We start from the raw sequence: 10,577 nt of genomic DNA on the forward strand, positions 1-10,577 counted from the left end.
CGGGCCACCCCTCACACGATTCCGGCAATTACGGCGATTCCGACCGGCGGCCGACCGGATAACGTGTTCAGATCGTGTGAGGGAGATCGCATCGGCCCACGAAGTCGGTTTGCGACCGCCATGACTGCGCAGAAGCTTTTCCTGGAACACACTCCGAGGAAAGGACCCGGCCATGGCGGCCTCCGACCCCCACCAGGCGGCCGACCCCGAAGCGGTCAAACGCCACCCCACGCTCTTCCGGGCCATCAGGAAGCGGCGGAATCCGCGGCTGCGCCGGACGGACATCACGGTCACGGACGACGCGGCGGTCAAGCGGGCCGTGAAAGCCGCCTCCCTGGGTAACGCCATGGAGTGGTTCGACTTCGGGATCTACTCCTACCTGGCCGTGACGATCGGGCAGGTCTTCTTCCCGTCCGGGAACGAGACCACGCAGCTCCTCTCCTCCTTCGCGACCTTCGCGGTGGCCTTCCTCGTACGGCCGCTCGGCGGCATGTTCTTCGGCCCGATGGGCGACAAGGTCGGCCGCAAGAAGGTCCTCGCGCTGACGATGATCCTGATGGCCGTCGGCACGTTCGCGATCGGCCTGATCCCCTCGCACGACACGATCGGCGTCTGGGCCGCGGTCCTGCTGATCTTCTTCCGGATGCTCCAGGGCTTCTCGACGGGCGGCGAGTACGGCGGCGCCTCGACGTTCATCGCCGAGTACGCCCCCGACAAACGACGCGGCTTCTTCGGCAGCTTCCTGGAGTTCGGCACCCTGGCCGGCTACGTCGGCGCCGCCGGCCTCGTGACGGCCCTGTACGCCCTCCTGAACGACGCGCAGATGGAGGCCTGGGGGTGGAGGATCCCGTTCCTCGTCGCGGGCCCGCTGGGCCTGGTCGGCCTCTACCTGCGACTGCGCCTGGACGAGACCCCGGCCTTCCAGAAGCTGGAGGGCGGCACGGCCCACGCGAGCGAGGCGGCGGACGGCGTCGAGTCCACGGCCAAGGGCGACCTCGCGAAGATCTTCCGGCAGTACTGGCCGACGCTGATCCTCTGCATCTGCCTGGTCGGCGCGTACAACATCACCGACTACATGCTGCTGTCGTACATGCCGACGTACCTCTCCGACGAGCTCGGCTACAGCGAGACCCACGGTCTGCTGATCCTGCTGGCGGTGATGGTGTTCCTGATGACGATCATCAGCCAGGTCGGCAAACTGTCCGACCGCTTCGGCCGCAAACCGCTGCTGATGTCCGGGATGCTGGGCTTCCTGTTCCTCTCCCTCCCCGCGTTCCTCCTCATCCGGGTGGACGGCATCCTCCCGATCACCATCGGCATGCTGATGCTGGGCCTCTCCCTGGTCTGCATGCTCGGCACGATGTCGGCGGCGCTCCCGGCCCTGTTCCCGACGAACGTCCGCTACGGGTCCCTGTCCGTCGGCTACAACCTCTCCGCGTCGATCTTCGGCGGCACGACCCCGCTGGTGATCACGGCCCTGATCAGCTGGACCGGTTCCAACCTGATGCCCGCGTACTACGCGATGGCGGCGGCCCTGGTCGGCCTGATCGCGGTCGCCTGCATGAAGGAGACGGCCCAGCAGCCGCTGATCGGCTCCCCGCCGTCGGTCGAGACGGACGAGGAGGCGGCGGACCTGGTGCAGGCGCAGTCACCGGACCCGAAGTTCTGACCCGCTCCCTTCCGCCCTCCTCGGAGGAACGGCCCGTACCGCTCCCGTCGAGCGGTACGGGCCGTTCCGCTTACTCACCGGATTTCGGGCGTGACTGTCCGATAAACGGTTCGTTACTCCGTACGGGGCCGCGAACGCGCGGCCGGAGACGAGGGGACATGGGGTCGGTTCGCTACACGCGTGAGCTTCTGGAAGAAGCGGCGCGTATGACGAAAAACGCGTCGGACGCCGTGCGGTGGTGCGGTGGTACACCCACGCCCGGCAGTCGGCGCTATCTACGCAAGAAGATGTCGGATGCGGGCATAGACATCTCGCACTTCGCCACCACATGGGTTCGCCACACGGAGGAGACGCTCCGCGAACTGGCTGCCCTCTCCACGAGCGTGGCCGAGGTCGTGCGCCGGTTGGGCATCAGCCCGGTCGGCGGCAACCAGGCGCACATCGGCCGCCGCATCGCCGCCCTGCGGATCGATACCTCGCACTTCACTCCGGTGGGTCCCGGCAGCCGCAGAACGAAGACCTCGCAAACGACTTCCTTGACGCTCCGCGCCCCGTCGGACGGCAGAATCCCCGGTGAGCGACTGCGTCGAGATCTCGTCCGCACGGGGGTTGAGCACGCGTGCTCCGAATGCGGCAACGTCGGGAAGTGGCTGGGGCAACCGCTTCGGCTCGAAGTGGACCACGTCAACGGCGACTGGTGGGACAACCGACTGGAGAACCTTCGCCTCCTCTGCCCCAACTGTCACGCGGCGACGGACACTTATCGTGGCCGCAGGCGCAGGAGGGCGGCGTGAGCACCAAGTACCCCTATGACCTGCTGGAGCGCAGCGCAGCAACATCGAGCAGCCTCGTTGACGTCCTGCGCCACCTCGGGGCACCCCTGGGCAGCCGATCGCTCCGCTACGTACGCGACCGGCTAGCGCACTACGGCATCGACACGACTCACTTTGTCGAGGAGAGTCTCCCGCCACGAGAACGCTGCCAGTATCCACGCGAACTCCTCGCCGAAGCCGCCGCCCGCTCGCACAGCATCAGAGAGATGTTCACGTACATGGGCCTGCCGCCGAGCGACAGCCCGTACGGCTACCTGCGCAAGAGGTTGGATCGGCTCGGCATCGACACCTCACACTTCACCAGCGGCCGCCGGTACGGAACGCCCTCCACACCCCGTACCGCACTGGTCGAAGCGGTCGCCGCGTCCCGCAGTCTGGCCGGCGTTCTGAGGACCTTGGGACTGGGCAACAACGGCACTGCTCGCGCTCGCGTGAAGCGGGACATCGAAACGTACGGGTTGTCCATGGCTCACTTCACCGGACAGGGTCACGGTCGCGGGACGCGCTCTCCGAACCGTAAGCCCGCGACGGAGATACTTCGGCGCCTGGACACCGGAGCGTCCCGGACGAAAACGGCTCAGCTAAGACGAGCCCTGGACGACCTCGGAGTTCCGCACGTCTGCGCGAAGTGCGGAACCGGTGACACTTGGCGTGGCAGGCGGCTCGTCCTGGAGATCGACCACATCGACGGCGACCGGCTCGACAACCGCCGCGAGAACCTCCGTTACCTGTGCCCCTCGTGTCACAGCCAGACGCAAACCTTCTCGAAGCCGCGCCAGGTCGCACAGTAGAGTGGGCCGCGCGGGTCCGTACCCCAGCTGGCCAAGAGGGCGCCGGTTTAGGTCCGGTGTGTCGTGGGTTCGAGTCCCACCGGGCCCACAGGTGCAGGGCGGCTGCGACCTTCGTTTCGAAGGAAGCAGCCGCTCGTACTGTTCGTCACCCCGCCAACTCCCGCACCACCGGCACCAACGCCCGGAACGCCTTCCCCCGGTGGCTGATCGCGTTCTTCTCCGTCGGGGTCAGCTCCGCGCAGGTGCGGGTCTCGCCCTCCGGCTGGAGGATCGGGTCGTAGCCGAAGCCGCCTGTGCCGGACGGGGTGTGGCGCAGGGTGCCGTTCAGGCGGCCCTCGACCACGCGTTCCGTGCCGTCGGGGAGGGCCAGGGCGGCGGCGCAGGCGAAGTAGGCGCCGCGGTGTTCGTCGGCGATGTCGCCGAGCTGGGCCAGGAGCAGGTTCAGGTTGGCCGCGTCGTCGCCGTGGGTGCCGGACCAGCGGGCCGAGAAGATGCCGGGGGCGCCGCCGAGGACGTCCACGCAGAGGCCCGAGTCGTCGGCGACGGCCGGGAGGCCGGTGGCGCTCGCCAGGGCGTGGGCCTTGAGGAGCGCGTTCTCGGCGAAGGTGACGCCGGTTTCCTTGACGTCGGGGATGTCGGGGTACGCGTCCGCGCCGACGAGGTCGAGGTCGAGTCCCGCGTCGGCGAGGATGGCGTGGAGTTCGGTGATTTTCCCGGCGTTGCGGGTGGCGAGGATCAGGCGCTTCATGGAGCGATTATCGCCCCGGGCGGCCTGGGCGGGCCGGGTGCCCTCGGCCCGGGCAGCCCGTGATCGGCGGCGGGACGCCGTCCTACGGGCTGCAGACCTTGCCGATCTCCGTCGCCGCGTCCGTCACCGGGGTGATGTCGGGGGTGGCGTCGCCGCTCTCGATGGACTTGCGGACGCCTGTGACGCCCGCCTGGAGGTCGTCGACGGCCTTGGAGAGGTCGGCGTTGTCCGTGGAGTCGTCGAGCTTCTTCAGCTCGCGGTCGATCTCGTCCAGGGACTCGGAGGCCTGGGTGATGTCCTCGGAGGCGTTGGAGACGGCCTTCTGGAGGTTGCCGACGCTGGTGGCGATGGCGTCGGCGGTACGGACGCAGTCGAGCGCCTTGTCGAGGCCGGCGCAGCCCGCGGCCGTGGTCAGCGTCAGCAGGGTGGCGGCGGTGGCGAGTGCGAGGCGTTGGTGGCGGCGCGAAGCCATGGTTCGGTCCCTCCCCGGGGATCGTTACGTGGACGGACGCACGGTTCGACCCGTGCGCCCGTATCCGTAACGACGCTCTGTGGTGCGTATTTGGTTGCTTCTTTACCCGCGGAGGGTGGGTCGCTACGCGTCCTGGGCGCGGGCGAGTGCGTCGCGCTGGAGTGCGGCGAGGTCGACGCACCCGGCGGTGGCGAGGTCGAGGAGCGCGCCGAGTTCCTTGCGGTCGAAGGGTGCGCCCTCGGCGGTGCCCTGGACCTCGACGAAGCGGCCGTCCCCGGTGCAGACGACGTTCATGTCGGTCTCGGCGCGGACGTCCTCCTCGTAGCAGAGGTCGAGGAGCGGGGTGCCGTCGACGATGCCGACGCTGATGGCGGCGACGGTGTCGGTGAGCGGCTTGCGGCCGACCTTGACGATCTTCTTGGCCTGGGCCCAGGCGACGGCGTCGGCGAGGGCGACGTAGGCGCCGGTGATGGCGGCCGTGCGGGTGCCGCCGTCGGCCTGGAGGACGTCGCAGTCCAGGACGATGGTGTTCTCGCCGAGGGCCTTGTAGTCGATGACGGCGCGCAGGGAGCGGCCGATCAGGCGGCTGATCTCGTGGGTGCGGCCGCCGATCTTGCCGCGTACGGCTTCGCGGTCGCCGCGGGTGTTGGTGGAGCGGGGCAGCATGGAGTACTCGGCGGTGACCCAGCCTTCGCCGCTGCCCTTGCGCCAGCGCGGGACGCCTTCGGTGACGGAGGCGGTGCAGAAGACTTTGGTGTCGCCGAAGGAGATGAGGACTGAGCCCTCGGCGTGCTTGCTCCAGCCGCGTTCGATGGTGACGGGGCGGAGCTGTTCGGGGGTGCGGCCGTCGATGCGAGACATGGGCCCGACTTTATCCGGTGGCGGGGGTGGCTCCGTTCGGGTGCGGGGGCGGCTCCGTTCGGGTGCGGGGGCGGCCGCCTTGGGCCGCGTGGGCTGGAGCGGCGGGGTATGGCGCGGCCCCGTCCTCCGGTGGGGGACGGGGCCTGCGGTTTCCGGCGTGGGGTCAGCCGGTCACATCATGTCTTCGATGTCGGCGGCGATGGGGTCCGCGTCGGTGCCGATGACGACCTGGATCGCGGTGCCCATCTTGACGACGCCGTGGGCGCCGGCGGCCTTGAGGGCGGCTTCGTCGACCTTGCTGGGGTCGTGGACCTCGGTGCGGAGGCGGGTGATGCAGCCTTCGATCTCGTCGATGTTTTCGATACCGCCGAGCCCGGCGACGATCTTCTCAGCCTTGGTGGCCATGTCCTTCTCCCTGGTTTCACGCGCAGACAGCCGCCCGCTGCGGGTCCGTTTCGTCACGGTAACGCACGGTTGGCCCAACTTCACGGGCGGGTAACCGGACGATCCCGAAAGATGACGATCACCGGCGCCCTGCCTTCGGGACGGACCCCGGACCGTGACGCAACTGGTCTACACCAGTTTGCAACGACCGCCAAACGTGAAGTGTTCCGGGAGGACGCCCATGAGTTCGAGCGCCGCTGCGGTACCGCAGCAAAAATGGTGGAACGGACCGGTCCAGGGCCTGCAGAAGGTCGGGCGGAGCCTTCAGCTCCCGGTGGCCGTCCTCCCCGCCGCCGGCCTGCTCGTCAGTCTCGGCAACCTCTTCAGCTCGTACCTGGACGGCGCCTTCTGGGACAAGACCTCCAAGGTCCTGCTCAATGGCGGCGGCGCGATCCTCGACGGCGAACTCGGCCTCCCCCTGCTGTTCTGCATCGGCGTCGCCATCGGCTTCGCGAAGAAGGCGGACGGCTCCACCGCGCTGGCGGCCGTCGTCGGCTTCCTGGTCTACCGGGGGGTGCTGACCGCCTTCCCCATGGACGGCACCGTGACGGAGGCCCTGCCCGATGGCGAGCCGCAGAACCCCGGCGTGCTCGGCGGCATCCTGATCGGGCTGCTGACCGCGGTCGTCTGGCAGCGCTACCACCGCACCAAGCTGGTCGACTGGCTCGGGTTCTTCAACGGGCGACGCCTGGTGCCGATCCTGATGGCGTTCCTCTGCGTGATCCTCGGCGTGCTGTTCGGCCTGCTGTGGCAGCCGGTGGGCGACGGGCTGACCTGGTTCTCCAAGCAGCTGATCGACCTCGGCTCCTGGGGCGCGGCGATCTTCGGCTTCGCGAACAGGTTGCTGATCCCGATCGGCATGCACCAGTTCCTGAACACGTTCTTCTGGTTCCAGGCGGGCGAGTTCACCGGGGGTGACGGCCAGACCGTGCAGGGCGACATCTCCCGGTTCTTCGCCGGGGACCCGTCGGCCGGCCAGTTCACCTCGGGCTTCTTCCCGATCATGATGTTCGGCCTGCCGGCCGCCGCCCTGGCCATCACCCACTGCGCGCGGCCCGAGCGCCGCAAGGAGGTGGCGGGTCTGATGGTCTCGGTGGCCCTCACCTCGTTCGTCACGGGTGTGACGGAGCCGATCGAGTTCTCGTTCATGTTCGTCGCGCCGCTGCTGTACGGCGTGCACGCGGTGCTCACCGGGGCGTCGATGGGCATCACCTGGCTGCTGGGGGTGCACGCGGGGTTCAGCTTCTCGGCCGGGTTGATCGACTACGTCGTCAACTGGCATCTGGATACGAAACCCTGGCTGATCATCCCGATCGGCGTGTGCTTCGCGGTGATCTACTACGTGGTCTTCCGTTTCGCGATCACCAAGTTCGACCTCAAGACACCGGGGCGCGAACCGGAGGAGGTCGAGAAGGAGATCGAGACGGATCTCACCAAGTAGCGCCGAGCCGCAGGACTGCGGGCCTTCGGCCCGGCGCGGACGGCACGTACAAGGCCCTCGGACCACCCGGTCCGGGGGCCTTCGGCATGTCACCTAACGTGCCGGATCTGCTACTGCGAATAAGCAGGTAATTGCAGGTTCCTTATCTAACCCTCACCGTGCTAAAACTGGTCTACACCACTGAGTGGTCCAGACCACGGCTCTCTGCCGGCGTCTGTCGAGTCGCCGCCTCCCCACATCAACGACCTGGGCGGCACCGTGTCCCATGGAGGAAGTTGATGACCACGGCTGAGACCGCTCCCGCGGCCGAGAAGAAGAAGGGCGCCGGCGTGATGGCCGTCATGCAGCGCATCGGCCGCAGCCTCATGCTGCCGGTCGCCGTGCTGCCAGCTGCCGCGCTCCTGGTCCGCCTCGGCAACGCCGACATGCTGGGCCGCGACTCGTTCCCGACCTTCATCACCAAGCTCGCCGGCTACATGGCCGCGGGCGGTGGCGCCATCCTCGACAACATGCCGCTGCTGTTCGCCGTCGGCATCGCCATCGGCTTCGCGAAGAAGTCGGACGGCTCGACCGCCCTGGCCGCCGTCACCGGTTACCTCGTCTTCCAGAAGGTGCTCGCCACCTTCACGGACAGCAACCTGCCCCAGGTCGCGAGCGTCGTCGACGGCAAGATCGTGATGAACGACGCCCCCGTCAACGCCGGTGTCCTCGGCGGTGTCGTGATGGGCATAGTCGTGGCCCTGCTGTACCAGAAGTTCTACCGGACCAAGCTGCCCGACTGGGCCGGCTTCTTCAGCGGCCGCCGCCTGGTCCCGATCCTCTCCGCCTTCGCGGGTCTCCTCATCGGTATCGTCTTCGGTCTGATCTGGCCGGTCCTCGGCGCCGGTCTGCACAACTTCGGCGAGTGGCTCGTCGGCTCCGGCGCGGTCGGCGCGGGCATCTTCGGTGTCGCCAACCGTGCGCTCATCCCGGTCGGCATGCACCACCTGCTGAACTCCTTCCCCTGGTTCCAGGCGGGCGAGTACAACGGGGCCCACGGTGACATCGCCCGCTTCCTGGCCGGTGACCCGAACGCCGGACAGTTCATGACCGGCTTCTTCCCGATCATGATGTTCGCCCTCCCGGCGGCCTGCCTCGCGATCGTCCACTGCGCCCGCCCCGAGCGCCGCAAGGTCGTCGGCGGCATGATGTTCTCCCTCGCGCTGACCTCGTTCGTCACCGGTGTGACCGAGCCGATCGAGTTCACGTTCATGTTCATCGCCCCGGTGCTGTACGCGATCCACGCGGTGCTGACCGGTGTGTCGATGGCCCTGACCTGGGCCCTCGGCATGAAGGACGGCTTCGGCTTCTCGGCCGGTCTGGTCGACTTCCTGCTGAACCTCGGCATCGCGTCGAAGCCCTGGCTGCTGGTCCTGGTCGGCCTCTGCTTCGCGGTGGTCTACTACGTGGTCTTCCGCTTCGCGATCGTCAAGTTCAACCTGCCGACCCCGGGCCGGGAGTCGGACGAGGAGCTCGCCGAGCTGCAGAAGGCCGAGGCGAAGTAGCCTCCGCCACGTCCGTACGACAAAGCCCCCGCTTCCCGAAGACGTCTTTCGGGAGCGGGGGCTTCGGCGTACCTGCCTGTCGCGCGCTCAGATCTCGTACACCGCGCCCGGGGCCGCCAGTTCCACCGGGCCCGGGTAGGCCGCACGGGCGTCGGCGGCGTTGCGGTCGGCGTCGGTCCACGGCGGGATGTGGGTGAGGACGAGCCGGCGCGCTCCGGCGCGGGCCGCCGCCTCGCCCGCCTCGCGGCCGTTGAGGTGCAGGTCCGGGATGTCCTCCTTGCCGTCGACGAACGACGCCTCGCAGAGGAACAGGTCCGCGTCCCGGGCCAGGTCCTCCAGGGCGTCGCAGGTCCCCGTGTCGCCGGAGTAGGCGAGGACGGAGCCGCCGTGCTCGATCCGGATGCCGAAGGTGTCGACGGGGTGGCAGAGCTTCTCCGTACGGACCGCGAAGGGGCCGATCTCGAAGGACTGGGACTTGAGGGTGTGGAAGTCGAAGACCTCGCTCATCGCCCGGTCGGACGGGGTGTCCCCGTGGGCGGCGGTCAGACGCTGCTCGGTGCCCTCGGGCCCGTAGACCGGGAGAGGGACGGGGCGGGCGCCGTCGTGGCGGTAGTAGCGCACGACGAAGTACGCGCACATGTCGATGCAGTGGTCAGCGTGCAGATGGCTGAGGAAGATCGCGTCGAGGTCGTAGAGACCGACGTGGCGCTGCAGCTCGCCGAGGGCGCCGTTGCCCATGTCGAGGAGCAGCCGGAAGCCGTCGGCCTCTACGAGGTAGCTCGAGCATGCCGAACCCGTGGAGGGGAACGAGCCGGAGCAGCCGACGACGGTGAGCTTCATGGAGCGTGAACCTCCGGTACGCGGGAACGGGGAGGGTTCGTGCGATTCCGCCGGGGTTTCGTACGGTGCCTGCGGAGCTTCGTACGGTGCCTGCGGAATGGGTTCTGCGGTTTGTCGAGCGTAAGGCGCGAAACTCCGCGTCGCTCCTCCGCTGCCCGCCGTTGTGGGGGAACTCACCTGCTCTGTCACCGGTTCGATGGAAGCGCGCCCACCGGCTGCCCCGCCGTGCCCGTCCCGGCCGCCGGTACGGTCGGGGGATGAACACGTTCTGGTGGGTGGCGCTGGTCGCCGTGGTTCTGCTGGCGCTCGTGGCCGCGGTGGTGGACGGCCGGGGGCGCTCGGACCGCGGTCCCCGCTCGCGCCGGCCCCGGCAGCCGGTGGGGTCGACCCGGCCGCCGTCGCGGCCGTCGCGGCCGTCGCGGCCGTCGCGGCCGTCGCGGCCGTCGGGCCCGGAAGGGCGTGGGGACGGGCGTACGCCTCGGGCCGGTGAGGTGTGGTGGGCCGATGTGCCGTACGAGGACGGGCCCGGGTCGAAGGACCGGCCGTGTCTGGTGATCTCGGTACGGGGGCGGGGCCGGGGGCGCACGGCGCTGGTCGCGAAGATCACCAGCCAGCATCACGAGGAGCGGCCCGGGGTGATCGCGCTGCCCTCGGGGACGGTCGGGGACCGGCAGGGGCGGCAGAGCTTCCTGGAGACGGACGAGCTGCGGGAGGTCCGGATCGCCGGGTTCCGGCGGCGGGTGGGGGTGGTGGATCCGGGGCTGTGGGAGCGGGTGCGCGGGCTGGGGGCGGGGTGAGGGGCGGGGCCCTTTGGGGGGGGCGCCCCCGGGCCCCGGCCCCCCCCCCCCCCCGGGGGGGGTTGTTTTTATAAAACGGCCGGCGGGGGGGGTGGGTGGGGGCCGGCCCCCCCGGGGGGGGGGCGCACCCCGCCGGC

Annotated in this window: 11 protein-coding genes and 1 tRNA gene; 7 read left to right on the forward strand and 5 right to left on the reverse strand. The window is 69.1% G+C overall.

What is annotated here, in order from left to right; all coding sequences use genetic code 11:
• Window positions 1-172: 172 nt before the first annotated feature.
• The 4 genes from proP to ACIQRW_RS17810 all read left to right on the forward strand — a co-directional run bounded on the left by proP (window position 173) and on the right by ACIQRW_RS17810 (window position 3,381).
• Complete coding sequence (gene proP / locus ACIQRW_RS17795; RefSeq protein ID WP_403760858.1) at window positions 173-1,669, forward strand: glycine betaine/L-proline transporter ProP; 1,497 nt, start codon at window positions 173-175, stop codon at window positions 1,667-1,669.
• Between the two features lie 158 nt (window positions 1,670-1,827).
• Window positions 1,828-2,463 carry an HNH endonuclease gene (locus ACIQRW_RS17800; RefSeq protein ID WP_403760861.1) on the forward strand — a complete coding sequence of 212 codons (636 nt, stop codon included), beginning with the start codon at window positions 1,828-1,830 and terminating at the stop codon, window positions 2,461-2,463.
• The gene (locus ACIQRW_RS17805) at window positions 2,460-3,293 is read left to right on the forward strand and encodes an HNH endonuclease signature motif containing protein (protein ID WP_403760864.1); all 834 of its coding nucleotides are present in this window, start codon (window positions 2,460-2,462) and stop codon (window positions 3,291-3,293) included. Before ACIQRW_RS17800 ends, ACIQRW_RS17805 begins: the two co-directional genes overlap by 4 nt.
• Before the next feature lie 12 nt (window positions 3,294-3,305).
• A tRNA-Leu gene (locus tag ACIQRW_RS17810) sits at window positions 3,306-3,381 on the forward strand.
• A 57-nt stretch (window positions 3,382-3,438) separates the two neighbouring features.
• On the opposite strand, the gene rdgB is transcribed toward ACIQRW_RS17810, so the two are convergent.
• From rdgB to ACIQRW_RS17830, 4 genes are all read right to left on the reverse strand, one after another.
• Window positions 3,439-4,041 carry an RdgB/HAM1 family non-canonical purine NTP pyrophosphatase gene (rdgB, locus tag ACIQRW_RS17815; protein WP_403760867.1) on the reverse strand — a complete coding sequence of 201 codons (603 nt, stop codon included), beginning with the start codon at window positions 4,039-4,041 and terminating at the stop codon, window positions 3,439-3,441.
• Window positions 4,042-4,123: 82 nt separating this feature from the next.
• Window positions 4,124-4,513 carry a hypothetical protein gene (locus ACIQRW_RS17820; protein ID WP_403760870.1) on the reverse strand — a complete coding sequence of 130 codons (390 nt, stop codon included), beginning with the start codon at window positions 4,511-4,513 and terminating at the stop codon, window positions 4,124-4,126.
• Window positions 4,514-4,636: 123 nt separating this feature from the next.
• The gene (gene rph / locus ACIQRW_RS17825) at window positions 4,637-5,374 is read right to left on the reverse strand and encodes a ribonuclease PH (RefSeq protein ID WP_403760872.1); all 738 of its coding nucleotides are present in this window, start codon (window positions 5,372-5,374) and stop codon (window positions 4,637-4,639) included.
• A 171-nt stretch (window positions 5,375-5,545) separates the two neighbouring features.
• Window positions 5,546-5,779, reverse strand: a complete 234-nt coding sequence (locus ACIQRW_RS17830) for a glucose PTS transporter subunit EIIB (RefSeq protein ID WP_007450642.1) — start codon at window positions 5,777-5,779, stop codon at window positions 5,546-5,548.
• A 220-nt stretch (window positions 5,780-5,999) separates the two neighbouring features.
• Here ACIQRW_RS17830 and ACIQRW_RS17835 point away from each other — a divergent pair, with 220 nt between their 5' ends.
• Window positions 6,000-7,259 carry a PTS transporter subunit EIIC gene (locus ACIQRW_RS17835; RefSeq protein WP_403760875.1) on the forward strand — a complete coding sequence of 420 codons (1,260 nt, stop codon included), beginning with the start codon at window positions 6,000-6,002 and terminating at the stop codon, window positions 7,257-7,259.
• Between the two features lie 278 nt (window positions 7,260-7,537).
• A complete protein-coding gene (locus ACIQRW_RS17840) occupies window positions 7,538-8,803 on the forward strand; it encodes a PTS transporter subunit EIIC (RefSeq protein ID WP_403760878.1) in 1,266 nt (421 codons plus the stop codon).
• An 87-nt stretch (window positions 8,804-8,890) separates the two neighbouring features.
• On the opposite strand, the gene ACIQRW_RS17845 is transcribed toward ACIQRW_RS17840, so the two are convergent.
• Window positions 8,891-9,643, reverse strand: a complete 753-nt coding sequence (locus tag ACIQRW_RS17845) for an MBL fold metallo-hydrolase (RefSeq protein ID WP_403760881.1) — start codon at window positions 9,641-9,643, stop codon at window positions 8,891-8,893.
• A 257-nt stretch (window positions 9,644-9,900) separates the two neighbouring features.
• On the opposite strand from ACIQRW_RS17845, the gene ACIQRW_RS17850 reads away from it, so the two are divergent.
• Window positions 9,901-10,440: a type II toxin-antitoxin system PemK/MazF family toxin gene (locus ACIQRW_RS17850; protein ID WP_403760883.1), complete on the forward strand. Its 540-nt coding sequence runs from the start codon at window positions 9,901-9,903 to the stop codon at window positions 10,438-10,440.
• The last annotated feature ends 137 nt before the right edge of the window (window positions 10,441-10,577 follow it).

Origin of the sequence: Streptomyces sp. NPDC091287, assembly GCF_044768525.1 — a bacterium.
Lineage (GTDB): Bacteria > Actinomycetota > Actinomycetes > Streptomycetales > Streptomycetaceae > Streptomyces.

Coding starts and splice junctions, on each gene's coding strand:
- proP (WP_403760858.1), top strand. CDS start 173: ATGGCGGCCTCCGACCCCCACCAGGCGGCCGACCCCGAAGCGGTCAAA.
- ACIQRW_RS17800 (WP_403760861.1), top strand. CDS start 1,828: ATGGGGTCGGTTCGCTACACGCGTGAGCTTCTGGAAGAAGCGGCGCGT.
- rdgB (WP_403760867.1), bottom strand. CDS start 4,041: ATGAAGCGCCTGATCCTCGCCACCCGCAACGCCGGGAAAATCACCGAA.
- ACIQRW_RS17820 (WP_403760870.1), bottom strand. CDS start 4,513: ATGGCTTCGCGCCGCCACCAACGCCTCGCACTCGCCACCGCCGCCACC.
- rph (WP_403760872.1), bottom strand. CDS start 5,374: ATGTCTCGCATCGACGGCCGCACCCCCGAACAGCTCCGCCCCGTCACC.
- ACIQRW_RS17830 (WP_007450642.1), bottom strand. CDS start 5,779: ATGGCCACCAAGGCTGAGAAGATCGTCGCCGGGCTCGGCGGTATCGAA.
- ACIQRW_RS17835 (WP_403760875.1), top strand. CDS start 6,000: ATGAGTTCGAGCGCCGCTGCGGTACCGCAGCAAAAATGGTGGAACGGA.
- ACIQRW_RS17840 (WP_403760878.1), top strand. CDS start 7,538: ATGACCACGGCTGAGACCGCTCCCGCGGCCGAGAAGAAGAAGGGCGCC.
- ACIQRW_RS17845 (WP_403760881.1), bottom strand. CDS start 9,643: ATGAAGCTCACCGTCGTCGGCTGCTCCGGCTCGTTCCCCTCCACGGGT.
- ACIQRW_RS17850 (WP_403760883.1), top strand. CDS start 9,901: ATGAACACGTTCTGGTGGGTGGCGCTGGTCGCCGTGGTTCTGCTGGCG.